Origin of the sequence: Pedobacter paludisoli, from assembly GCF_052344095.1 — a bacterium.
Taxonomy (GTDB): domain Bacteria; phylum Bacteroidota; class Bacteroidia; order Sphingobacteriales; family Sphingobacteriaceae; genus Pedobacter.
The window spans coordinates 3,027,612-3,052,030 of sequence record NZ_CP179926.1 but is presented as its reverse complement, the minus strand read 5'-3'; the positions used below and the strand labels follow the sequence as shown (position 1 = coordinate 3,052,030).

Sequence of the window (24,419 nt, the reverse complement as noted above, 5' to 3'; positions counted from 1 at the left end):
TATGCTTTCAGTTATAACGTCTGACCCCAAAAATGCGTCAATTTTTGTGCTGCTAGTTGCATCTGTGTGGCTAGCGGCTGCGCTTATTGCCATTTATCATATTGTACGCGACACCAAAACCAACGGAAGCGTTAAAATATTATGGTTTATGATTGTTTGTGCCGCACCAATTGCGGGTGCTTTGGTGTATTTGTTTTGGGGTAAAAACAAACGATTTTAATCTATTTGAAAAGCAAGGCCAGAAGCGCTTTACTGGGCTTCGGTCCTGCTGTACACTTTATTCGCCCGAAAAGGGCTTTGTGTTCGTTTCCATCAGGTTTAGGGGGCTTGTAGCAGTAAATATTTTGGAGGGTTTCCTGTATAGTTCGCTAATCGAGGCGTCTAGCTTTGCCATCTCAAACCTGATTGCAGAGGAAAGCCCACATCCCGATTTTTCATCGGGAGAGGACTTGAAACGAAAAGCAGGGCTTGCATTTCCGATGGAACACAAGCCCTGCTTTTCGAAAAAATTAATTATCAGGGGTGTAATTGTTGATGTCTTGCAAACTTAATTTGGTGAGCGATTTGGTTTTTAACCAGGTGATTCCCGCAATGGCCAATGTCATGCTGCCACCAAATACTACTGACGGGACCGTACGCATGAGTTTGGCGGTTAAACCCGATTCAAATGCCCCAATTTCGTTTGATGAACCAATGAACATGCTATTTACGGCCGATACTCTTCCGCGCATTTCATCAGGAGTTAGTAGTTGCATAATAGTTGAGCGGATGATTACACTCACACTATCGAACGAGCCTTCTAAAAATAAAAAGAATAGTGTTAAGTAAAAATTGGTTGATAAGCTCCAGCAAATAATGCTGATACCGAAACCGGTTACGGCTATGAGTAAGTTGCGCCAAGGTTTGTTCATAGGCGAAAAACGGGTCATGGCAAGCATGGTAAGTACTGAACCGGCTGAAACCGTGGCACGCATAATCCCTAAGCCTTCGGCCCCTACTTTTAAAATATCGTTGGCAAATACCGGAAGAATGGCCACCGCACCACCAAAAAATACCGAGAATAAATCGAGGCTCATGGCCCAAACCATCATTTTTGTTTTAAACACAAAGTTAATTCCTTTAAGTAAACTTTCTTTGATGTTCTCTTTAGGCACAAATTGCGGAGGATGAACTTTTAAAAAGAAAATGCAAACTAAGGAAACAAATATGAAGGAAATAATAACGGCATAGGTTACTGTGATACCAAAGAAGCCGTATATTAAACCTCCAGATGCAGGGCCTAAAATAGAAGCTAACTGCCAGCTTGAACTGCTCCATGTGGAGGCATTTGGATAAAGGTCTTTTGGTAGAATTTGCGCCATTAGTGAAAATGTAGCCGGACCAAAGAAGCCCCGTGCAATACCCACACCAAAAATGAGGAAATACATGATCAGTGCAATTAAGTTTACCTTAAAGTTAAACAGGGTAAAAATGATGCTGTACTGGTGTAAATTAAATTGTGGAAGGGTTACGAAAAACATAATGATGGTACATAAAAATACCCCGCTAAATATTTTTAGTAGTAAGCCTCGTTTTTCACTTTTATCGGCAACGTAGCCACCGTAAAGGGCAATGCCTATTGCCGGGATGGCTTCGCACAAACCAACAAAACCCAACGCTAGTGGGTCTTTAGTTATATGATAAATGTATATGCCTAACACTACCGCTTGCATTTGATAGGCAAAGGTGAAGAAGAAGCGCATGCCTAAATAGGAACGAAATTCTGAGTACCTTAGCGATGCATAAGGATCGGGTTTGGCGATTGTGGGATTGGAATCTGAATCTGTCACTGGAAGTTATTTGTTTACAAATCTACATTTTGAAACGTAAAAAAATAAACACAATTAATTTTGACTAAAATACTGACACGCAGATTAGATTAAGAGATTTTATCGAAGGAAATTCCTTGTTCGGTTTTTTGTAAATACGCTTTTAAAAGCTCGTTTTGGGGTTTGCTTAAATTTGGGTCATCTGCAAAAATCTCAATGACCGTGTTGCGCGCTTCATGCAGTATTTTCTGATCGGTAGCTAAATCGGCCAGTTTCAAATCCAATACACCGCTTTGTTGAGTGCCGGTAATATCACCGGGGCCTCGTAATTCTAAATCAATTTCTGAAATTTCGAAACCATTGTTGGTTTTAACCATGGTTTCGAGTCTGATTTTTCCCTCTCTACTTAATTTATTGCCACTCATTAGAATACAGAACGATTGTTCTGCACCACGGCCCACACGGCCTCTTAATTGGTGTAATTGCGATAATCCAAAACGTTCCGCATTTTCGATAACCATTACAGAAGCATTCGGTACATTTACACCTACTTCAATTACGGTTGTGGCAACCATAATTTGACTTTTGCCTTCAATAAACTGTTGCATTTCAAATTGCTTGTCGGCATTTGCCATTTTACCGTGTACAATGCTTATTTGATAATTAGGTCTTTGAAATTGATAGCTTAATTGCTCAATTCCGGCCTCGAGGTGCATGAGGTCGAGTTTTTCGCTCTCTTTAATGAGTGGATAAACAATGTACACTTGCCTGCCTTTGGCAATTTCCTGTTTCATAAAGCCAAACATGCGTAAGCGTTGGCTTTCGAATAAATGGCGGGTTTCAATGGGTTTTCTTCCGGCAGGCAATTCATCAATAATAGAAACATCCAAATCTCCATAAAGCGTCATAGCCAACGTTCGCGGAATAGGTGTGGCAGTCATAACCAAAATATGTGGCGGTATGATGTTTTTTCGCCACAGTTTTGCCCGTTGTTCCACACCAAAGCGGTGTTGTTCATCAATAACAACTAAGCCCAAATTTTTGAATTGTACCTTATCTTCAATGAGCGCATGGGTGCCAATTAAGATGTCAATTTCGCCATTTTCTAATTGTTGGTGTAAAAGCGCACGCTCTTTCTTCCTGGTGTTTCCCGTTAGTATGGCAACTTTTACAAAATTGTTAGGCACCAAAGAAACAATGGAAGCAAAATGCTGTCTAGCCAAAATTTCTGTTGGAGCCATCATACAGGCTTGATAACCGTTATCGTTAGCAAGCAGCATACTCATTAAGGCCACTGCGGTTTTTCCACTACCAACGTCCCCTTGTACCAATCGGTTCATTTGAACACCCCGTTGCGTGTCGATTCTAATTTCTTTGATGACTCTTTTTTGAGCGTTTGTTAATTGGAATGGTAAGAGCTCGTTGTAAAACCGATTTACTTTGTCGCCAACGGTACTGAACAGAACGCCTTTAAATTTTTGTTGCCGTAATTGTTTATTATTTAACAATTGAAGTTGAATAAAGAATAGTTCTTCGAACTTTAATCGTCTTTCGGCAGCGTTTAATTCCTGCTGCGTTTTGGGGAAATGGATATTTAAACAGGCTCGATTTTTGGCCGGAAGCTGGTATTTATCCAATAGGTATGCGGGCAATGTTTCGGGTATTTGGGCTGCAACCTGATCCAAAAGGCCTGCTACTAATCGTTGAATTCCTTTAGAATCTAAATTAAATTTTTTTAATTTCTCTGTGGAGTTATAAACGGGCTGTAAGGTTAGATTCCCTCTTGCAGTCGGTTGATTCTTGTATAGTTCTATTTCAGGATGAGAAATACTAAAAGTATGACTAAACAATGTAGGCTTGCCAAATACAACATAGGCCATTCCTACCATAATATTTTGATCCACCCATTTTAAGCTTTGAAACCAAACCAGTTCCATTGTTCCGGTATCGTCTTTAAAAACGGCCACAATACGTTTTGCCCGTTTATCGCCAATCGTTTTTTTACTTATTACCCGACCAATGATTTGAACATAGGGAGCGTTTGGATTGAGCTGATTTATTTTGACGTATTGTGTTCGATCTATGTATCTAAAAGGGTAATGTTGAAGCAAATCCAGATAGGTAAATATCTGAAGATCTTTTTTTAAAACATCAGCTTTGGTTGGGCCAACGCCTTTAATAAACTCAACAGGTGTATTTAAGATAGAATTAAACAAGGTAATTATTGCTTCTTGTAAACAATGCTTTTGAGCAATTGTAAGTTAAAAAAAACGATCGATAAGAGCAAAAGCAAATAGGCGAAAAGCTGATGCAAATCGATTTTCTCATTAAAATAGAAAAATGCAACAGCAAAAGCAACAATAGGGTTTAAATAAATCAATATACCCAAAGCCGATGAGGGCATGCCTAGTAAAGCATAGGAGTTTAAAAATAAAGGGATAATCGTAAAAACGGTGGCAATAAGAAAAATATGACTCCAAAAATAACCGTCTGTTGGGAAAGGAGCAGCGTTGCTAAAATACATAGGCAACATGAATATTCCGGATAGAATAAGCTGTACACCTAAGAAATTGAATTTATCTACATCTTTAATAACTTTTAAAATAATCACATAGAAGGCGTAAAACGCTGCAATTAAGATTGCCCAGATTACTTCGTAAAATGATCCTGTGGCTAATAATGCAATGCTTATAAAGGCAATTAAGAGTGCAATGATTTTTGCCCTGCTAAGCTGCTCTTTTAAAATAATAAAGCCGCAAAGTGCGGTTAACAAGGGACAAACCATGTACGCAAAAGCAGCGGATTTTAAGCTTACATTGTTTACTGCTGATATGTATGTAAACCAATTACCGGTAATTAAAAATGCTGCAGCAATGGTTAAAAGAAATAGCTTTGTTTTTTGCTTTGTATCAAGTGTTTTTAGATAGGAAAAATCTTTTTTTAAGGCTTTTCTTCTAAATAGAAAAATAGTACTCCAAACAAGTACAATGGATAGTAAAATTCGATAATATAAAATTTCCTGTGGGAGAAAATACTTAATGTTGCGTAAAGGAATAGACATTGTTCCCCAGATAATGTAGGGAACAATGCCTGCTAAAAAATAGTTACTTTTATTGGTTGTCAATATTATTCGGTTATCGCTATTACAGAGATTTCTACGTTTACATTTTTAGGTAACACGGATACTTGAACGGTTTCTCGTGCCGGGAAATCAGATGTGAAATAACTTCCGTAAATCTCATTTACCTGAGCAAAGGTTCCCATATCACTTAAAAAGATGGTTGATTTTACCACGTTGTCAAAAGTAAGATCTGCTTCTAAGAGGATTGCTTTAAGATTTCTCATTACCTGATGCGTTTCTTCTTCGATAGAATCGAGAATAAGTGCCCCGTTTTCTGGATTAATAGCTACTTGTCCTGATACGAATAAAAAGTTACCCGCTTTTACAGCTTGGTTGTACGGGCCAATAGGTGCCGGAGCATTTGTTGTATTAATAATTTGTTTCATAAAGTTTACTGGTGATTATCATGCAAGCCACTGAATTAGCTTATAAATTAAACCGAATAGAAAAATAGTAATAGCCAATGCATTAATAAAATGCATGATTTTTAGGTTTATATTATTTGGCCTATTTGAATCTTTTTTTCTGAAGAAATACATATACCCAAATGTATGAAATAAAAAAAAGGGGTTCGAATGAACGAACCCCTTTTTTTAACTTTTATATTGAAATACTAGTTTCTAGTAGTTTCAACACGACGGTTTTGGATACGACCTTCTTCAGTATCGTTAGAAGCAATTGGATTAGCTTCGCCTAAACCTTTAGTAGCAACTTGACTAGCGTTAACGCCAGAGTTTACTAAATAAGTTTTTACAGAGTTAGCTCTGTCTTTTGATAATTTAGTGTTATATGCAGCAGTACCTTCGCTAGAAGCATAACCAGTTACAGTTACTTTACCACCGTTTTCACGTAACACTGAAGATAATTTATCTAAAGTTGGGTAAGAATCAGTTTTTAATACTGAAGAGTTGAAATCGAAACCGATTTTCTCGAAACCAGTAACGCTTGAAGCTTCAACTGGAGCAGCAGCAGCTACTTTAGGTAGAGGACAACCTGAACCATCAACAGCGGTACCAGCAGGAGTTCCTGGGCATTTGTCGAATTGATCAGCAACACCGTCACCGTCAGTATCTTTTTTCAATGCATCAACTGAAGATTCAACAGCAGCAACGCGAGCTTTTAAAGCTTCAACGTCAGCTTTTAATGAAGGATCTTTTAACTCATCATACATAGTAGCTAATGGGTTAGTCCATTCTAAGCTAGGTTTAGCAGAAGAACCTAAAGAGAATTCTAAACCAGCATAACCGTAAGAGAATTTATCTTTAGTAGTACCTTTAGCATAAACTCCATCTAAGTTATCAGCATCAACAAAGTTCATCGTGTAACCTAAGTTAAAGTTAACACGCTCAGAAACTTTGAATTTGATACCAGCACCAACTGGAATATAATAACCTTTTACGTAATCTTTAGCATCGTGTCTGTCAGAAGCAGGACCTACAGCTTTACCTTTCCAGTCAAGAACTGAACCGTTGTTCATTGTTACTTTTGGAGCATAAGCCATGTAACCAGCACCCGCAGTAAGGAAGAAACCAACTGAATTTTCGCGACGTAAGAAGTCGATTGAACCGATGTTTACAACACCACGTAAATCAACAGCATACTGTAATTGAGTTTCGAATTCTTTAGCAGCAGTTGCACCACCTACAGCAGGATCGTTAGAACCAGAAACTTTACCACGCATACCGTTTAATTCTAAACCGAAAGAGTGGCTTAATTGTTTACGGATGTTTAAACCGTAACCTAAATTAGCATCCCATTTGTTAAAATCGTCAGAACCACCAATTGCAATAACAGGAGCTAAAACACCACCGTTAATACCAATTGACCACGTTCTGTACTGATGTCTTCCACCAAATACCTTGGCTGAAGAAGTTGTTGCCGGAGCGTCCTGAGCGACAGCAAGAGTAGCTACTCCTGTTAATGCCACTAAAGAAAGCGCAACACTTTTCTTTAAAGTAGAATAATTCATAATCTTTTTCTTTTTTAAGGGTTAAACAAATTAATTGATTAATTTTTTAGTTAAAGCAAAATTAAACAAAATTTTAAATTTTCAAACTTTTATACAAACTCCGTTCCAAAGTTCTCCATGATTAATGATTTTCTTACATTTGGGCCAACATAAGCGTAAAATAGTGTATATATGAAATACCCAACAATTAATCAGTCGCTCTTCATTTTAAATAGGAAAAACTTTATTAAACATCTAAAAAGCAATTCGTTAGCTATTTTTCAGTCTAGCGATGAATTTCCGAGAAGTGGTGATCAGAATTTTATTTTTAAGCAAAATCCAGATTTGTTTTATTTATCGGGTATAGACCAAGAACAATCTATTTTGCTTCTCTTCCCCGATTGTCCTAATCCGTTGTACAAAGAAGTCCTGTTTTTAAGACAGACGAATGACTATATAAAGGTATGGGAAGGCTATAAATATACAAAAGAACAGGCGAAACAAGCATCAGGAATCTCAAGTATCTTTTGGCTAGAGGATTTTGATTCAATTTTACATAGCATTGTACATTATGCAGATTCAATTTATTTAAATACAAATGAAAATGATCGGTATGCCCATACAGTTCCATATCGTGAGATTCGTTTTATCGATCAAATGAAGGCCAGGTATCCGCTTCATCATTATGAAAGATCAGCTCCTATCATGCGTGCTTTGCGGCCAATTAAGTCTGAAATTGAGGTTGAATTAACCAAAAAAGCATGTGGAATTACACGTGATGCCTTTGTTCGCGTATTGAAATTTACCAAACCCGGTGTAAAGGAATATGAGATTGAAGCTGAAATTATACACGAATTTATTCGTCAGGGAGGCACGGGGCATGCATATACCCCAATTATTGCATCAGGACATAACGCAAATATTTTGCATTACAATGATAATAATCAGGTGTGTAAAGATGGGGATGTGATTTTGTTCGATTTTGGGGCAGAATATGCAAATTATAATGCAGATATGAGTCGCTCTATACCCGTAAGTGGTCGTTTTACCCCAAGACAACGGGCTGTGTACAATGCGGTTTTATCGGTTATGAAACAGGCAACTAAACTACTTGTAGATGGAACTGTATGGAATACCTACCATGAGGAAGTGGGAAAAATCATGGAGCAGGAGCTAGTAAATCTCGGACTATTAACGGCTGAAGAAATAAAAAATCAAAACCCAAATATGCCGGCTTATAAGAAATATTTTATGCATGGAACATCGCACCATTTAGGCATAGATGTACACGATTTTGCTGGAAGATATACGCCTTTTGCGGTAGGTAATATTTTAACAGTTGAACCGGGTATTTATATTCCTGAAGAAGGTTTAGGTATTCGTTTAGAAAATAATATCCTAATTACTCCAACAGGAAATTTAGATTTAATGGCCGATATTCCATTAGAAGCTGAAGAAATTGAAGATATTATGAACAGTTAATAAAGCTATTCTTCTTTTAGAAAATTAGCTACAAAACGATAAAGATTAAAGTTTTTATCTTGCAAAGCTTCGCATATTTGAGTGCGAAGCTTTGTTTTATCGATGCTTTGCATTTTGTGTTCCTGAATAAGCCTCCATGCTTTTTCTGCGAAGAGAATTTCTTTTCGTTCGGTGTTTTGGGAGGGTTGCAGAATCCATTCATAAACTGCGTCAATACCTTCTTCTTTATCGGCAATGGTTTTAAAAATAGGAGTAGCTTTAACATTATCATGAACCATTTTTTCAAGGTTGTTGGCAAAAGCATCTGCTCCTTCTCGGTCAGCTTTGTTCAGCACAAAACAATCTGCAATTTCCATTAAACCAGACTTTATGTTTTGAATTTCATCACCGGATTCGGGAACCAGAACAACAATTGTTTTGTCGGCTAAACCTGCAATTTCAACTTCCGACTGTCCAACCCCGACCGTTTCTACTAAAATTAAATCAAAATTAGACGCTTTCAATAAATCGGTCATTTCAATGGTTTTTGCAGAGATTCCGCCTAAAGCACCCCTGCTTGCTACAGATCGGATATATACATTTGGATTGTTAAACTGTTTACTCATCCGTATGCGATCTCCCAGTAATGAACCAAAATTAAAGGGCGAGGTAGGGTCGATAGCCAGAATCGCTACGCGCATGTTTTTGTTAGTAAAACTGGAGATAAGACCATTAACCAGCGTGCTTTTTCCAGCACCCGGAGGACCCGTAATACCAATAACGGGAGGTGGATTGGTGGTGGTTAAGTTTCTTAAAATTTGTTTGTTGGAATCGATATTATTCTCTACCAAGCTCAATGCTCTCGCCAAGGAGCTAAAGTTTCCAAGTTTAATTTTGCTTAAAAGAGTTGTAATATCTTCCATTTTGTATACAAAGAAACTATTTTAAATGGTAAAATTAAACTTACAAAGGATGAATTAGTCTTAGCTTTTTATGAACTTTGCCGATAAATTATAGGTTAAAGTTTTTGTAATTATGGCCATCCCAAAAATAATTCATCAAACATACAAAACGAAACAACTGCCTTGGATCACCCGTTGGCAGATAAAAAGATTTTGTAAAAAAAACCCAGAATATAAATATGAGTTTTATGATGATGCACGGGTAGATGAATTCATAAGAAATGAATTTAACAACGAAACGTATCAGTTGTACAAAAAAATAAACATTGGCGCAGCCAAAGCTGATTTTTTTCGGTATGCCGTTTTATATAAGCAAGGTGGGGTGTATTTAGATATTGATAGTGCCATTAAAGGGAAATTAAGTAACTTTATCCATCCGGAGGATGTGGCTGTTATTTCAAAAGAGCGTAATCCAGATATGTATGTTCAATGGGGATTGGTGTATGAACCCGGTCATCCTTTCTTGGAAAAAACACTTGAACTGATATGTGAAAATATTGAGTCGAATAAATTTCCGCACGATGTACATAAAATGACTGGCCCTTTTGTGTATTCTGAAGCAATTGAAAACTGCATTAAAAACAACCCAAACATACCACACAGATTATTAGGAGTTGATTATAACGGAAATATGAAGTTTCGTTATCCTTTGGCTAAGGTTTTGTTGAACAAAAATGGCAGTCACTGGCGCAACGTTCAGCAAACAAATCCTGTTCTGCTTGCGTTATAATTTTTTGAATACTTGTTCCTTAAATTAGGCTTCTTACACAATTAATATATCTTTGTGACTTTGAAATGAAAAAATGAGAGTTACCGGTTTTACCTTTATAAGAAATGCAATAGAGAATGATTATCCGGTGAAAGAAGCAATTCTATCTGTTTTGCCTCTGTGTGATGACTTCGTTGTTGCACTTGGAAATTCGACAGATGAAACGGCTGATTTGATAAAAAGCATCGATCCTGCTAAAATAAAAATTGTTAATACAGTTTGGAATGATGATTTAAAAGAAGGTGGAGTTGTTTTTGCTGATGAAACCAATAAGGCTTTGGCAGCTATTTCGGCCGATACCGATTGGATGATTTATATTCAAGGTGATGAAGCAATCCACGAAGACTATTTGCCCTTAATTAAGCAAGAAATGCTGCAAGAGCTAAACAATGAAAATGTTGAAGCTTTGTTGTTAAAATACAAACATTTTTATGCATCATACGATTATTTGGCCGAATCGAGGAGATGGTACCGTCGCGAAGTGAGGATAATTAAAAATTTACCTGGAGTTCATTCCTATCGTGATGCACAAGGTTTTCGGATTAATGATCGAAAGCTAAGGGTTAAATTAATAGACGCTTATATTTATCATTACGGATGGGTTAAGCCACCAAAAGGATTGCAAGGAAAAGTTAGAAATTTTAACAAATTTTATCAAACAGAAGCCTGGATAGAGCAAAATTTTCCAGTGCAAAACACATTTGATATGCATAATGCGGATCGATTGGTGCACTTTAATGGGAAGCATCCAAAAGTAATGCAAGCACGTATTGCATCTGCTAATTGGAAGTTTGAGGAAGATTTAACGACGCTCCCTTCAAAAATGAATTTTAGAAGAAGAATACTGCAAAAAATAGAAGATTTAACAGGTGCTCGTTTGTTTGAGTACCGAAATTATAAAATTGTTAAGTAAATGCAGAAGAGCGTTTCAATTATAATTCCTAACTATAACGGCAAGAATCTGCTAGAAAAGTATTTACCTTCAGTTTTTGAAGCAGCAGAAAAAGCAAATACTTTGTTCGAAGTAATTATTGTTGATGATGGCTCGAAAGATGACAGTATCAAATTTATAAAGACGAATTATTCAAAAGTAAAGCTCCTTATAAACGATCAAAATAGAGGGTTTTCTTATACTTGTAATCACGGTATTCGAGAATCGCAATACGAGCTAATCTTATTACTCAACTCCGATGTTAAATTAACACCCAATTATTTTGAGCATCAATGGAAATATTTTGAGCGTGCTGATACTTTTGGCGTAATGTCGAAAATTATGAGTTTCGACCAAAGCAAAATCGAAGATGCTGCTCGATTATTAGGTTACAGTGGATGTAGAATAACCGCGAACAAGTTCTATTACAGTGAGAACTCGGTGGATGAGGAGGTTTATACGGCTTATCTTTCTGGGGCTAATGCATTAGTAGATGCAAAAAAGCTTAAAGAACTTGGCGGCTTTGATGAAATTTATTCGCCCTTTAGTTATGAAGACTTTGATTTAAGTATTCGAGCATGGCAAGTTGGATGGAAATGCTATTATGAACATCAAGCAACTTGTTATCATCACATTAGTGGGAGTACAAAAACACAAATTAAGGCAACTTTTATAAAGAAAATATATTATCGAAATAGATATATTTTTCAGCACATCCATTTACATGGAATTAGAAGAGTATTATGGCCTTTGCAACGATTTTTTACAGAGCTTTTACCTAAATTAATCGTTGGGAAATTTTGGGTAATGGAGAGCTTTGAGGCATATAAAATGCAAAAGGAAGCTATTTTAGCGAGTGAAGAAAAGCTAAAAATGCTTAAACAAAAATACCAATCAACATTAACCATTTGCGATATTATTCAGTTAATTAATAAATCGATAGAAAATAAAAAAATTAAGCGATTGTAATTTTAATTAGGCTCTATCCTCAATACCATTCAGATTCCCCCGAAAACCGTACATTTGAGTAATTTTAAGATTTTTACTTCATAGGTATAAAGTTTAATAGGTACCTTATTATACATAGAAAATGAAAACTTATTTTCGTTTATTATCTTTTGCTAAACCGATAGAGAAGTTTGCTATACCGTATGTTATTGCAACACTTTTTGCTATTATTTTTAATACCTTTCTATTTACCCTTTTAGGGCCTTTAATGCAGGCCTTATTTCTTGGTAAAGCTGTTACATCAATCAGTTCAGAAAAGGAAGCCAGCTCTTTCGATGTTTTGGAGCGATTTAATAATTACATGGATGCGCTAATTTTACATGATAAAGTTTATGCTCTTCAAATTATTTGTATAGTAATCGTTGCTACTGTATTCCTTTCAAATTTTTTTCGCTATTTTTCTCAGCGTTTTATGGAAGATTTGCGTGTTCATACTCTTTTGAACATGAGAAGAACGGTATTTGATAATGTAATGAATTTACATGTTGGTTATTTTAATAACGAACGTAAAGGCGACATCATTTCAAAGGTAGCTTCTGATGTGCAAGTGGTTCAGTTTACCGTGACTAATACACTACAGGTAGTTTTTAAAGAACCTTTACAGCTGCTTTTTTTTGTGGGTGTTTTACTTTCTATATCCGTTAAACTTACTTTGTTTTCATTGCTTGTAATTCCGATATCGGGTTTCATCATTAGTAAAATTGTTAAACGTTTAAGGCAGCAAGCAGCGCAATCGCATGAATCTTTCGCCAAGATGATAGGTTTTTTAGATGAGTCTTTGGGCGGAATTAAAATTATAAAAGCGTTCAACGCAACGGAAAATACGAAGAAAAAATTTGGTGAAGAAAATAAATTCTATTCTTACTTGAACAGAAAAATGGCAAGAAGACAGCAGCTAGCTTCGCCTGTTTCACAAACTTTGGGCGTTCTTGTTGTGGTTTTTATTCTTTTATATGGAGGGACTTTAATTTTAAGCGGCAAAGGCGATTTAGGAGCTGCTGATTTTGTCGTTTACCTAGCCACATTTTCACAAGTAATGCAACCAATTAAAGCATTAACAGATTCTTTTAGTGGAATACACTCAGGAATAGCTGCCGGAGAACGTGTATTGGATTTAATTGACACAAAACCAGAATTAATAAATACCCCTAATGCCAAAACACTATCAAATTTTGATCAATCATTAATGTTCAATAATGTTTCCTTCTTTTATGGTGATAAACAAGTATTAAAGAATATTAATCTCGAGGTAAAAAAAGGAGAAACGGTAGCTTTGGTTGGTCCTTCAGGAGGAGGAAAAAGTACCTTGATGGATTTAATTCCTCGCTTTCATGACCCAAAAACAGGAAGCATTCTGATGGATGGCATCGATTACAAAGACCTTACGGTTGAAAGTATTCGTGCCCAAATGGGGACGGTAAATCAAGAGTCTTTTCTGTTTAATGATACAATCTTTAACAACATTGCCTTTGCAAAACCCGATGCAACAGAGGAGGAGGTAATTGCTGCAGCTAAAATTGCTAATGCGCATGAGTTTATTTTAAATACTGAAAACGGATATCAATCGACCGTTGGTGATCGAGGGAATAAGTTATCCGGTGGTCAAAAACAACGTGTATGTATTGCACGTGCGGTTTTGGCCAATCCGCCGATTATGTTGTTAGATGAAGCGACTTCAGCCTTGGATACAGAATCGGAAAAACTGGTACAGGAAGCTTTAAATAACTTGATGAAAAATCGTACTTCAATTGTAATTGCTCATCGATTGAGCACGATACAGCATGCGGATAAAATTGTGGTGATTGATAAGGGACAAGTAGTTGAAAATGGAAGCCATACTGAATTACTTAGCCAAAATGGGCTTTATAAGCGTTTAATCGATATGCAGGCTTTTAATGATTAAGCATGGATAATTTCTTAACTATAGCCCAACCAATTAGCCGTCTGGAGTATTCATTTGAATTTTCAGTTTGTACTTTAGTTACCCGAAAAGACGAATATGAAGAAATGCTTCAGTCGTTTAATTCAAAAGGCTTTACAAAAGAAAAGTGCGAATTTTTGTTCGCTGATAATACCCAAAGCAATCATTTTGATGCTTTTGAAGCTATAAACCTATTCTTAAGACAAGCAAAAGGCAAATATTTAATTATCTGCCATCAGGATGTTTTAGTTAATAAGGATGGCTATAAAGAGCTAAAATCATGCATTACAGAATTAAATGGTATAGATAGTACTTGGGGAGTTTGTGGAAACGCAGGTGCACCTGGGCCAAATCATATTGTATATCATATTTCGTACCCCAATGGTACATTTATGAACAAGGGTAACTTTCCTTTAAAAGTATCTGCTTTGGATGAGAACTTTTTACTTATTAAAAACGAAGCGCAGTTAAAAGTGTCCAATAATTTAAAAGGTTTCCATCTGTATGCTACAGATTTAGTTTTGCAAGCAGAGTTAAATGGATTTTCATCTTATGTAATTCCTTTTAACTTAACGCATAAAAGTCGTGGAAGTAAAGACGCCTCATTTTATATCCTCCGTAAAGAATTCATAAAAAAATACAATCATTTTTTTAGGCCAAGATGGATACAAACAAACTCTACCGTATTTCATTTAGCCGGATCATTTATTGATAAATTATTAGGGAACCCAATCTCATTGTTTTTTGTTAGAATGTGGAATGGATTAAAAAAACGGAGAAAATAATGGAGTCAAAAATAAATTTGATTTCGATTGCTTTATGCACCTACAACGGCGAAAGGTATTTGAGTGAACAACTTAAGTCAATACTAAGTCAAGACTATCCATTTCTTGAAATAGTGATTGTTGATGATGCCTCTAAAGATGGAACCCAAAATATATTAAAATCCTTTAAAGAAAGATTTCCCCAAATCAAACTTCATTTTAATGAATCAAATTTGGGCTTTAATAGTAATTTTAATAAGGCTATGAGTTTATGCAGTGGTGATTTTATTTCGATTGCAGATCAAGACGATATTTGGCTTCCTAATAAAATTTCTAAAATGATTACAAATATTGGAAGTGACTTACTATTATATCACGATTCTGAATATATTGATAAAAAAGGAGGAAAAACAGGAAAAAGTACAAGTTCACATCATCGCTTTGTAAAGGGCTATTGTGCTGAAAATTTACTTTATTTCAATTGCGTATCCGGACATACCGTTTTGTTAAGAAGGGAACTTTTGGATATAACTCCTCCATTTGATAATAATTTATATTATGATTGGATACTTGCATATACTGCGGCATGCACAGGAAGGTTGAATTTCATAATTGACAAACTTGTCTTGCATCGAAAGCATCCTGAAAGTTCAACAGGAAAGGATAAGACAGATGCAAAAAAAAAACGAATCCAAGATTTAACCTTTTTTTTGAATCATCCCTTAACATCAATTTCAGACAAGAAAATAATAAGTTCCTTATTAGTATGTTATAAGGAATTAAACACCAAAAAATTCTCATTTAATCTCTTTTGTAAATTAATGATTAATATGAGAACTCTTTTTTTTATAAGGAAAAAGTCACTTGTTGCAAGAATTAAATTAATCTATAGAGAGTCTTCACAATAGCATTTCTCTGCTGTATAGATAAATATCATATTTTTGCTATTAATAAAAGCCAACTAATGAATGCTATTTTGTCGAAAATCAAATCTTGGGTTGTTAATACAAAGGCCTTAGGTGTCGATTTAAAATTCCTAGATACAGAAAAGAAAACAATTTTGATCATAGATGATGACCTACCTCAATATGATAAATCTTCAGGTTCTAGAAGACTTTTTGAACTTTTAAAGCTATTCAAACAATTGAATCTGAATGTTGTATTTTTTCCGAGTGATGGAAAAAAAGTAGAGCCTTATTATAGTGAGCTTATTGGGTTAGGGATTGATGTTTTATTAAATGAAGAAGGTTCAAAAAATAATACTCACATTTTAAAAAGCATCAGAGGGAAAGTTGATTATGCCTGGATTTCTAGGCCCATGCTAAACATTAAATTTAGAAAGTTACTAAAGGCAAATAGAAAAATAAAAATTATTTTCGATACAGTTGATTTGCATTTTGTTAGAATGCTTAGACAAGCAGAGAATGAAAAAAATGAAAGGTTGGTGAAAAAAGCACAGAAGTTTAAAAAAATTGAACTTATGTTGGCAGAGAATGCAGATGTAACTTTAACAGTAACCAATTCAGAAAAGACTTTACTTGAAAATGAAGGTATAAAAAATGTATATGTTATACCAAATATCCATGCTTTAAATGTTCCTAAGATTGAAACTCCTTTTATTGAAAGAAAAGGAATTGTATTTATAGGTGGATATAAGCATGAACCGAATGTTGATGCAGTAAAATGGTTAATTCAAGACATTATGCCAATTGTTTGGGATAAATTAGGCCGTGTTCCTATCCACTTACTAGGTAGCTTTCCTACAACTGAGGTTAAGGCATTGGTAGGGCCGGATGTGTATGTCCCCGGCTTTTTAGAAAATGTAGACCCTTATTTTTTGAATGCAAGAGTTTTCGTTGCACCATTACGATATGGAGCTGGTATGAAAGGTAAAATAGGGCAAAGCTTAGAATTAGGACTGCCAATTGTATCTACAACTATTGGTGTGGAAGGAATGGACTTAATTCACGATAAAAATGTTTTATTGGGGGATGATACAATTGATTTTGCTAGACAGATTATAAATTTGTATGAAGATAGTGAACTTTGGACTAGAATCAAGGAAAATGCTTATTCATCAATTATAAATTATGCTCCGACTTCCGTTTTACAAAAGTTAAAGGGATTACTTGAAGAATTAGAGCTAGATTAATCTGTAACCATGGCTGATAAAATTTCCATTATTACTGTAAATTATAATAATAGACAGGGTTTATTAAAGACTATAGATAGTGTTAAAAGGCAAACCATAAAGGATTTTGAATTTATAATAATAGATGGGGGTAGTACCGATGGAAGTGAAGAAATTATTCGTAGTGAATTTTCATTGTTTAATTATGCTGTTATAGAATCAGACAATGGTGTTTATCATGCAATGAATAAGGGAATAAAAGCTTCCAAAGGAAGTTATTTGTTGTTTTTAAATAGTGGCGACTCATTGTTTAATGATCACACTCTTGAAAAAATCAGTCCTGAGTTAAATGATATAAACTCTATCGTGTATGGTGATGCAGCTTACCAGGAAAACACAGGAGAGGTTATCAGGACATATCCAGATAAGCTTTCTTTTAGTTATTTTATGGAGCATAGCCTTTCGCACCAAGCAAGTTTTATAAAACGTAGTTTGTTTGAAGATTTTTTTTATTACAATGAGAATTATAAAATAGTGTCGGATTGGGAGTTCTTTATTTATACTATCTGTAAGGAAAATGTTGTTTATAAACACGTTAATCAAACTATTTGTAATTACGATACTCAAGGGATATCCTCTATATTAGAAAATCATAAACTAATGCATCAAGAGAGAAATGCGGTCATTTCCCAGCATTTTGCGTTATTTGTTGATGATTATGCAAGTATTAAAGAGTTAAAATCAAAGAGAATTAGGCAGTATTTTTACATAAGAGAATATAAATTGGCCTATAAATTATTAAAAGCTTTTATGAATTTTATACTTGTGTTCTTACCTAAACAATATTAAAATTCTCTAAATATGAAGGTATTATTTGATCATCAGATTTTCTCACTACAACGCTTTGGAGGAATTTCACGTTATTTCGCTAACATATTTTATGGGTTAAAGCAATCAAGTAAAGAACAGTCATCAATAAGTGTATTGTATAGCCAAAATCACTATATAAAAGATAATCCTGGTTTTTTTGGAGAAGCTATTGGTAAATTACTATTTAAAACTCAGAAAAAAATTTATAAGTGGAATAAAAAGTTTTCTAAGTACAAAATTCGTAAAAATAATTTCGATGTTTTTCATCCGACATACTATGAACCTTATTTTTTGAAATATCTTAAAAAGCCATTTGTTATTACAGTTCATGATATGATTCATGAGAGGTTTCCTCATTATTATAGTGCAGACGATGTACTTGCCTCACATAAGAAAATCTGCATTGAAAATGCAGATCATATTATAGCAATTTCACATGCCACCAAGAATGATATTTTGGAGTACTTTGATATTCCAGAGAATAAAATAACAGTAATTCACCATGGGTTTCAGCCTTTTGCCGCCCGTAAGCAAGATGTCGTAATTGTAGAAGAGCAATACCTATTGTTCGTTGGAGAACGTGGACTGTATAAGAACTTTAATAATTTTATAAAAGCAGTAACCCCAAGCTTAATTAAAAACAAGAATTTAATTGTTTTTTGTGCTGGAGGAGGTGCTTTTTCGGGGAAAGAAATGATGTTTTTAATAGAAAGTGGTGTTCAACATCAGGTTATACAAAAAAGTGTAAATGATGAGATCTTACTTTCTTTATATAGAAATGCAATTGCATTCGTCTTTCCTTCCCTTTATGAGGGATTTGGTTTACCCTTGCTAGAAGCATTTTATTACGATTGTCCAGTTGTAGCAAGTAATACAAGTTGTTTTGAGGAGGTTTGCGGTAATGCAGCACTTTATTTTGACCCAAATAGTGTTGAATCTATGCGTATTCAGCTTGAAAAAATAATAAATGATGAATCATTAGCGGATGATTTACGTTTGAAAGGTAAATTGAGGTTAAATTTTTTCTCAATTGAGAAATCTGTAAGTAGTACGATTAATGTTTATCGTAAATTTGCTAATTATGAGTATGTATCAAGTTAAATCTTCAATATTATTTCTTGTTTTTAATCGACCAGACATCACTTCAAGAGTTTTTGAAGCGATTAGAGAGGTTAAGCCAACTAAATTATACGTTGCCGCCGATGGGCCACGTGATAGCTATGAATCTGATTTTCTTCTATGTAAAGAAACAAGAGATAGTATAAAAGTAGACTGGCCCTGTGAGTTAATAACGTTATATCGAGACAAAAATCACGGATGCAAGGAAGCTGTATCATCGGCAATAGGTTGGTTTTTTGAGCAAGAAGACGAGGGAATAATTTTAGAAGATGATTGTTTACCTGCGGTAGAATTTTTTAGCTTTTGCGATGAATTGCTTGAAAAATATCGCTTCGATACAAGGATAAGACACATTGCTGGAAGTGATCATCAGTTAGGTAAGAAATGGGGGAATAGCAGCTATTATTTCGCTAATCAAACGCATGTTTGGGGTTGGGCAAGTTGGAAGAGGGTATGGAAGGATTATGACAAAGAGCTTTCACTCTATACCGAAGATGAAGCTTACGTTCACTTTGATAATATTTTTACAGATAGGTTTGTTAATGAAGATTGGAAAAGAATTTTTACAAATCTGAAAAATGGGAAAATTGATACCTGGGATTATCAGATGGCATTGATAAATTATTTTAACAATGGATTAAGCATTAATCCTAATGGAAATCTTATTAGTAATATTGGTTTTAGAACAGACGGCACTCATACAACCAGTTCAAACAGCCCATATGCTAACTTACCTTTTGAGGCTATAGGCACATTAATGCATCCACTTTATATTTTACCTGAAAAGGATGCAGATTATGCTGTTTTTAACAGAGATTTTAGTTTAGAAATTAGATGGAAAAAATATAATTTGTTAAGAAGAAAAATAAAACGTTGGTTAAAAAGTAAATTATCAGCTAAGTAATTTATGCATTAAATACTTTTTCTCCATACGTTCCTTGAATTGCTATAATACCCAACCTCTTTAAAAGATAGTTTCTATTTTTATTTTTTAAGAAATCTTTCACACCCCATTCAATAGGGTCTAGGTTTGTTTTAGAAAAATTTAAAGAATTGATGGTTTCTAAAAACCGGTTTTTCTTCATGGCGTATAAAAATGTATGATAGCCTTTACCCTCATAAATATCTGAATCATCTTTAAAGAAACTGTCATAAAAATCAGTTAATAATATTACTTTATTAATGAAGGTACTATCCTCTAATAAATATCTTCCTGTTAGCTTAATAATAGTATCAGTTGAATTAATTGAAGACTGCTCGATAAAGCTTTTTAGATGCTGCATTTCATTTAATCCCTTTTCAGGAAATTTATTTCCAATTTTACTATAATACGTATTGTATGAGTTAAGATAATCTTCATGATAGGAGCTACATTCAAGGATAGTATAACTATCAAGTAAATAATTAAATTTTAGAGCCTGATTAATAGACTTTAAGTATTGTTCTTTACGTAGCGCATAATTTTCTTGTATGTTTGCTGTAGTTATTATAAGATGTATCATTGTTGATGATTTAAGAGATGCCTACTGACCATTTAAATTTAGTACGTCGAATTAACATAACTATTAAGACACTTAGCAAGTATGTAATTACAAATCTTAATACTGTATAAATTGTTGCTTGTAATAAAGTGATTTTATTTATATCAATATTAAATGGCCTAAATATTTCTGTTAAAACATGGAAAATTATAATATGGTGTACTAAGTATATACCAAACGTTGTATTTCTAGGGTCGAGATACTTATTAACAAAATTAATTGAACCTATTTTAAATAATACTAGGAAAAAACTAAGGGAATAAAGAATATTCGAAATGCGTAGCGTGTTGTAGATATCGTCTATTTTGAGTGATTTTAGATAGATTGATTCTAGGTCGGCTATAAAGAAAAAGATAACTGTTATAGTAATAAACCACCAAATGGATGTTTTTCTCATAAAGAACAACAGTTGGTCATAATATTTATTTGCATATACACCAAGCCATAAATAGAAAACAAAACCAAAAAGTGCAGTTGTATGGCTTGTTATAATCCAATCCTGATAAAGGTTTATGCTATAAAAGAGGGATACACAGCCTAAAACTATTCCGAACCATATATTGTAGATATGTTTTTTGAAAATTAACAATATAGATATGCAAATTAAAAAGTTTAGTATGAACCAAAAGCTTGAAAAAAAAATTATTTGATAGTACTGCTCCAGGATGTATAACCCAAAATTATTTGGAATTGGATAATCTCCATGATATTTAAGAAACTTAAAAAAAAGCTCAGATATATTCCAAATGAGTAAGATATGAAGCCAAAACGCCCATGGTTTTATGGTGTTTTTAAATCTATTTTTTAGGTATTGTGTTGGCGTATATTCTGTGAATTTATAGTTAATAAGGAATCCTGCAATTAAAAAAAAAGCTATTGTAGCAAATTTGAAAAATTGCATTACTGATACGTGGAGTATACTTAAATATAAATCTTTAATTTTTGGATCTCCCACTATGGCACTGTGCTCCCACACTATCCCCATCATAGAAATACAGCGTATAGTATCAACAAAGTCAAAATTCTTTTTTTCTAGAGCAGCGGTTTTCTTTACTTCAATATCCATTAATCAATGTGGTAAATATTCGGCGAATATCGATAAAAAAAGCCCCTCAATAAAAAATTAAGGAGCTTTTAACATTTGTGTATAGAGAATATTACAGATTAATTTTGAGGTATGAACCCTATATTTCCTTCATATATCCATCCATCTTTTCTTTGGCTATTTTATTAAATTTAATGTAATGGTTGATATTTAAGGCAAACACCAAGCAGAGTGCTTTAAGTTTATAAAGGCACATTAAACACAACACCTTCATTTAAAAAGGTGCCATTCCCGATAGTTGGCGAGTTATTTGGAGTTATATAATGGTCACTATCTTTCGAATTGTAGTACATATAAACAGGTGCTGTATTAGGGGTGTTCTTAGGGTAGGCATAGAAGGCAATTCCTTGATTCCTAAAAGTCCCATTGCCAATTGTTGGAGAGTTGCCCAAGCCATAGTAATGATCGGCAGAACCTGAATTGTAATATACGTAAACCGGAACACATCCTGCAGTAGGCTTATTAAAAGCATAAAAAACAATTCCTTCATTTTTAAAGTAACCATTTCCGAGATTCGGCTGGTTGTTTAAACTAAAATAATGATCTTTACCTTCTGAGCTATAGTATACATAAACAGGCATCTCCCCTAATTCCTTTACCTGCCTATCCGCTATATATCTCTCAATAGCATCTTTTACCTGTTGTTTTTTCACAGGATCAGCAATTAAATCTTGCAACGGAATAAAGCCTTCTTTACCTATTTTAATTAGTGCTGCATTATCTTTTGTACATGTACTTTGCCATTCGGCGATACTTAATTTAATGGCTGTGTTATCTAGTGTTATTGTACCCACTAAAGGTTTAGTGCCATCTCCTCCTACTGTATTGTAATACAGTGTTTGATTAAAATTAGAACTAGCATATGAGTTATTTGTAGAAATGTCGGCTTTTACAGAGAAAATTTTCGCAGCAGAAAGCACGGCACCTGCTTTTGCGGCTTCTTCTTTTTGGCTGCTGTTTGTTTGTGCTTCGTAGTTCATATCCAGTCTAGCCCCTAATTCAATGTCAGTTAGTACGTGGGTTCCGTATCTAAATATTAAATCAGATGGAGATAGTGTGTTCAAATCTGATCTAAATTGATCTGTTAAATAATTAGTAATTAAATTATCAGTAGTATAATAAATTTTTAAATTTTTTTGCTTTATCATTTTTCTAACAGAAGCATAAGAATACTTTGAAGAGTATGAGCTTTTTTTGTCAAAAGATGCATTTAGTTCAGCTTTAAATAATTTTAAAAAACTAGCCGTTGCACTGTATTTTTGAGCCATGCTAGTGGAATAACTTTCGGCATTTTCACCGCTTGAATAGTCAAAAGATTCATAAACATCATCATTGTAACGATATAATGAACTGTTTTCATCAACATATTTTTTTATATTAATTACTTGCAATCTTGATGATTCTGCATTTGCTAATCTGCCCGTCACGTCATAGCCGTATCCTAATAAATTATATTGAGGATCACCACCCCAGGCCAAATTCTTCTTATTCCCATTCAACCCTTTTTCGTCACTCACGACATCATTTTTCTTACATCCACTTATCGTTGCAGTTAGCGCAAACAATAAGCAGAAAATCTTCAGTTTGTGATTGTTTTTCATATAAAATTAATTTTTCACAAATGAGCGAATAAAGAATTTTGCTTATGATAACCAGTAGTTATCAAAATTTTGAAAAAGACTGATATTAAATTATTGCTTAAGCTTTAAGCGCGTTTCGAGAAGGCTGTTTTCAGAAGAAAAGATTTCGCTCTTGTCTGTTACCATGGGATTAGATTTTTTATACAAAAGTTTTCCCTTGTTTTCAGCGGTCTTGATATTGCCATTTATAAGCGATATGGCGGTATTAAAGCATACTTCATTTATGTCACCTAAAGCCGGGTTATTAGGGTTCTCAATAAATACATCTGGTCCCATGCCTGTAAAATAGTCGGACCAACCCTGTGCATTTTTTAATAAGAAGCTACTGAGGTAAACAGTGTATTGGTCAATGTTAATTCCAAAGAAACCTACTGGTTTGCCATACGTTTTTTCACCAATCAATTTGACATCAAAGTATGGTTTTAAACAACTAATCAATAATTCACTGGCCGAGGCAGTAACATTAGAAGTGATAACATAAATCTCTTGGATGCTTTCTAAATTACCTTTTTTCTTAAATAAGTATGTGTTACCACTTTCCGTGTAATCAACATCGGCCAATGTTGCTGCTCGGCCCTTATAAAGAACAGTTTTCCCGTTTTCATCTAAATAAGGTTGATAACGGAGGATTTTTGCATTTCCGCTTTGCAGGGTTGAATTATATAGTTCGGAGTACATTATTTTGCCGTTTAAAGTGCTAGGAACAATTAAGTTAGCAACATATTCAGCGGTCTCAATATATCCCCCTCGATTAGTCCGTAAATCTAAAATTAAGTATTTAGGATTTTCGGCAGCAAATTCATTGAATACTTGGTTTAACTTTGATTGGGCGCTGCTTAAATTGGGGAAGGAGCCTAATGCTAAATAGGCAATGGTTTTAGTGTTGTTACGAATTATTCGTTGTGCTAAAATGGTTTCAGTAGTATTAATTCCAGCTTTTGAAGCGCTGCTTTTAGAAGAGCTATATTCTAAGTAAGAGTATTTAGGGCTGAGCGAATTATTGCGTTCAAAAGGTTGAGCGGTAACCGGATTTATTTTAAAATTAGAAATATCAAAAAGCTCCTTTTTATAAACGGTTAAATCTGATGGTAAATCACGGTATTTTTCTCTAGGATTAAATGCTGCATAACTGGGTAAAGCATCGTTCCATAAATAGATTTGCTTCGCATATAAATAGATGGAATCTAACGTAAATTCTTTTCGTGTGCCTACTGTGGGCGATATAATTTCTTGCTCCTCGCTATTACGCACTGGCTCTTTTTTGCAGGATAATATTATAAAAGAAAAACCTATCCATGTAAACCTTTTTAAATACCTCAT

22 protein-coding genes and 1 pseudogene are annotated in these 24,419 nt (G+C 34.4%); 12 read left to right on the top strand and 11 right to left on the bottom strand.

All coding sequences use genetic code 11. The features are described from left to right. Nucleotide 1 precedes the first annotated feature (1 nt). A complete protein-coding gene (locus ACJVDK_RS12430) occupies nucleotides 2-220 on the top strand; it encodes a PLD nuclease N-terminal domain-containing protein (protein ID WP_443936984.1) in 219 nt (72 codons plus the stop codon). A 289-nt stretch (nucleotides 221-509) separates the two neighbouring features. Here ACJVDK_RS12430 and ACJVDK_RS12425 read toward each other — a convergent pair whose 3' ends face one another. From ACJVDK_RS12425 to ACJVDK_RS12400, 6 genes and pseudogenes are all read right to left on the bottom strand, one after another. Then, complete coding sequence (locus ACJVDK_RS12425) at nucleotides 510-1,829, bottom strand: MFS transporter (protein WP_443936983.1); 1,320 nt, start codon at nucleotides 1,827-1,829, stop codon at nucleotides 510-512. Nucleotides 1,830-1,918: 89 nt separating this feature from the next. Continuing rightward, nucleotides 1,919-4,024 carry an ATP-dependent DNA helicase RecG gene (gene recG / locus ACJVDK_RS12420; RefSeq protein WP_443936982.1) on the bottom strand — a complete coding sequence of 702 codons (2,106 nt, stop codon included), beginning with the start codon at nucleotides 4,022-4,024 and terminating at the stop codon, nucleotides 1,919-1,921. 5 nt (nucleotides 4,025-4,029) lie between these two features. Continuing rightward, nucleotides 4,030-4,932: an EamA family transporter gene (locus ACJVDK_RS12415; protein WP_443936981.1), complete on the bottom strand. Its 903-nt coding sequence runs from the start codon at nucleotides 4,930-4,932 to the stop codon at nucleotides 4,030-4,032. Nucleotides 4,933-4,934: 2 nt separating this feature from the next. Beyond that, a complete protein-coding gene (locus ACJVDK_RS12410; protein ID WP_443936980.1) occupies nucleotides 4,935-5,315 on the bottom strand; it encodes a RidA family protein in 381 nt (126 codons plus the stop codon). A gap of 18 nt (nucleotides 5,316-5,333) precedes the next feature. Continuing rightward, a pseudogene (locus tag ACJVDK_RS12405) lies at nucleotides 5,334-5,477 on the bottom strand (DUF6728 family protein); the annotation flags it as partial. A 65-nt stretch (nucleotides 5,478-5,542) separates the two neighbouring features. Beyond that, nucleotides 5,543-6,898, bottom strand: a complete 1,356-nt coding sequence (locus ACJVDK_RS12400) for an OmpA family protein (RefSeq protein ID WP_443936979.1) — start codon at nucleotides 6,896-6,898, stop codon at nucleotides 5,543-5,545. Between the two features lie 171 nt (nucleotides 6,899-7,069). Between ACJVDK_RS12400 and ACJVDK_RS12395 the strand changes: the two genes are divergently transcribed. After that, the gene (locus ACJVDK_RS12395; protein ID WP_443936978.1) at nucleotides 7,070-8,359 is read left to right on the top strand and encodes an aminopeptidase P family protein; all 1,290 of its coding nucleotides are present in this window, start codon (nucleotides 7,070-7,072) and stop codon (nucleotides 8,357-8,359) included. Nucleotides 8,360-8,364: 5 nt separating this feature from the next. Here the strand turns inward: ACJVDK_RS12395 and meaB are convergent, their stop codons facing one another. Further along, on the bottom strand, nucleotides 8,365-9,261 hold the full coding sequence (gene meaB / locus ACJVDK_RS12390; RefSeq protein ID WP_443936977.1) for a methylmalonyl Co-A mutase-associated GTPase MeaB: 897 nt from the start codon (nucleotides 9,259-9,261) through the stop codon (nucleotides 8,365-8,367). A 112-nt stretch (nucleotides 9,262-9,373) separates the two neighbouring features. On the opposite strand from meaB, the gene ACJVDK_RS12385 reads away from it, so the two are divergent. The 10 genes from ACJVDK_RS12385 (at nucleotide 9,374) to ACJVDK_RS12340 (ending at nucleotide 19,717) form a co-directional block, all read left to right on the top strand. Beyond that, the gene (locus ACJVDK_RS12385) at nucleotides 9,374-10,030 is read left to right on the top strand and encodes a glycosyltransferase family 32 protein (RefSeq protein ID WP_443936976.1); all 657 of its coding nucleotides are present in this window, start codon (nucleotides 9,374-9,376) and stop codon (nucleotides 10,028-10,030) included. 73 nt (nucleotides 10,031-10,103) lie between these two features. After that, complete coding sequence (locus tag ACJVDK_RS12380; RefSeq protein WP_443936975.1) at nucleotides 10,104-10,982, top strand: glycosyltransferase family 2 protein; 879 nt, start codon at nucleotides 10,104-10,106, stop codon at nucleotides 10,980-10,982. Continuing rightward, nucleotides 10,983-11,969 (top strand): glycosyltransferase family 2 protein, encoded by a 987-nt coding sequence (locus ACJVDK_RS12375; protein WP_443936974.1) that lies wholly within the window; start codon nucleotides 10,983-10,985, stop codon nucleotides 11,967-11,969. A gap of 121 nt (nucleotides 11,970-12,090) precedes the next feature. Continuing rightward, nucleotides 12,091-13,911 carry an ABC transporter ATP-binding protein gene (locus ACJVDK_RS12370; protein WP_443936973.1) on the top strand — a complete coding sequence of 607 codons (1,821 nt, stop codon included), beginning with the start codon at nucleotides 12,091-12,093 and terminating at the stop codon, nucleotides 13,909-13,911. Nucleotides 13,912-13,913: 2 nt separating this feature from the next. Further along, complete coding sequence (locus ACJVDK_RS12365) at nucleotides 13,914-14,714, top strand: hypothetical protein (protein ID WP_443936972.1); 801 nt, start codon at nucleotides 13,914-13,916, stop codon at nucleotides 14,712-14,714. Continuing rightward, nucleotides 14,714-15,601, top strand: coding sequence for a glycosyltransferase family 2 protein (locus tag ACJVDK_RS12360; RefSeq protein ID WP_443936971.1), 888 nt, complete (start codon nucleotides 14,714-14,716; stop codon nucleotides 15,599-15,601). The genes ACJVDK_RS12365 and ACJVDK_RS12360 overlap by 1 nt, the downstream gene beginning before the upstream one ends. Before the next feature lie 56 nt (nucleotides 15,602-15,657). Next, nucleotides 15,658-16,845, top strand: coding sequence for a glycosyltransferase (locus ACJVDK_RS12355; RefSeq protein WP_443936970.1), 1,188 nt, complete (start codon nucleotides 15,658-15,660; stop codon nucleotides 16,843-16,845). 9 nt (nucleotides 16,846-16,854) lie between these two features. Next, entirely contained in the window at nucleotides 16,855-17,673 is an 819-nt protein-coding gene (locus ACJVDK_RS12350; protein ID WP_443936969.1) for a glycosyltransferase family 2 protein, read from the top strand. 12 nt (nucleotides 17,674-17,685) lie between these two features. Beyond that, a complete protein-coding gene (locus ACJVDK_RS12345) occupies nucleotides 17,686-18,795 on the top strand; it encodes a glycosyltransferase family 4 protein (RefSeq protein WP_443936968.1) in 1,110 nt (369 codons plus the stop codon). Continuing rightward, nucleotides 18,776-19,717, top strand: coding sequence for a nucleotide-diphospho-sugar transferase (locus ACJVDK_RS12340; protein ID WP_443936967.1), 942 nt, complete (start codon nucleotides 18,776-18,778; stop codon nucleotides 19,715-19,717). The genes ACJVDK_RS12345 and ACJVDK_RS12340 overlap by 20 nt, the downstream gene beginning before the upstream one ends. Nucleotide 19,718: 1 nt before the next feature. Here the strand turns inward: ACJVDK_RS12340 and ACJVDK_RS12335 are convergent, their stop codons facing one another. From ACJVDK_RS12335 to ACJVDK_RS12320, 4 genes are all read right to left on the bottom strand, one after another. After that, nucleotides 19,719-20,315 (bottom strand): hypothetical protein, encoded by a 597-nt coding sequence (locus ACJVDK_RS12335; RefSeq protein WP_443936966.1) that lies wholly within the window; start codon nucleotides 20,313-20,315, stop codon nucleotides 19,719-19,721. A gap of 10 nt (nucleotides 20,316-20,325) precedes the next feature. Next, nucleotides 20,326-21,420: an acyltransferase family protein gene (locus ACJVDK_RS12330; protein ID WP_443936965.1), complete on the bottom strand. Its 1,095-nt coding sequence runs from the start codon at nucleotides 21,418-21,420 to the stop codon at nucleotides 20,326-20,328. A gap of 221 nt (nucleotides 21,421-21,641) precedes the next feature. Then, the gene (locus ACJVDK_RS12325) at nucleotides 21,642-23,060 is read right to left on the bottom strand and encodes an MAC/perforin domain-containing protein (RefSeq protein WP_443936964.1); all 1,419 of its coding nucleotides are present in this window, start codon (nucleotides 23,058-23,060) and stop codon (nucleotides 21,642-21,644) included. A 90-nt stretch (nucleotides 23,061-23,150) separates the two neighbouring features. Next, on the bottom strand, nucleotides 23,151-24,350 hold the full coding sequence (locus tag ACJVDK_RS12320; protein WP_443936963.1) for a S41 family peptidase: 1,200 nt from the start codon (nucleotides 24,348-24,350) through the stop codon (nucleotides 23,151-23,153). Nucleotides 24,351-24,419: the final 69 nt, after the last annotated feature.